Raw genomic sequence first — 468 nt, 5'->3', positions numbered from 1 at the left:
ACCTCATTCTTCATTTCTAAATATTTATTTCGTTCTTTTAATGCTTTAATTTCTGCATCTTTCATTTCATCTTCTGTCATTATAGATTGAGGTTTCCCTTTGCCTCGTCCATCTTCTAAACCAGCATTACCATGATTTTTATATTTTTTCACCCAATTATAAACTTGACCATAAGTCACTGAATATTTATCAGCGATTGTTTTATAATCACTATTACTTTCTATGTAATCTTTAACTATTTCAATGCGTTCTTCTAAATTTGTTTTTCTTGCTTTCATCGTATACACCTCGGGTTTTGGAGAATATGTTTTGTTCTCTTTACCCATAGTATAACGTTTTATCCAATTTCGAACAGTGCGATCTGATGGGATATTGTATTTAATAGCCAACTGTACAGGTGATATTCCCTTTTCAAAATACTCATTAATAATTTGTAATTTAAAAGATGACGGATACGAGTTATTTTTT

General features: G+C 29.9%; 1 protein-coding gene and 1 pseudogene. Both read right to left on the bottom strand.

The window, feature by feature from the left end:
• Window positions 1-278, bottom strand: a 278-nt coding sequence (locus tag CD129_RS13415) for a helix-turn-helix domain-containing protein (protein WP_256681893.1), incomplete at its 3' end; no start/stop codon positions are given.
• 63 nt (window positions 279-341) lie between these two features.
• Window positions 342-431, bottom strand: a pseudogene (locus CD129_RS13620) (hypothetical protein); the annotation flags it as partial.
• Window positions 432-468: the final 37 nt, after the last annotated feature.

It is taken from the genome of Mammaliicoccus fleurettii, assembly GCF_003970575.1.
GTDB lineage: Bacteria > Bacillota > Bacilli > Staphylococcales > Staphylococcaceae > Mammaliicoccus > Mammaliicoccus fleurettii.
This window is presented reverse-complemented; position numbering and strand designations above follow the sequence as displayed.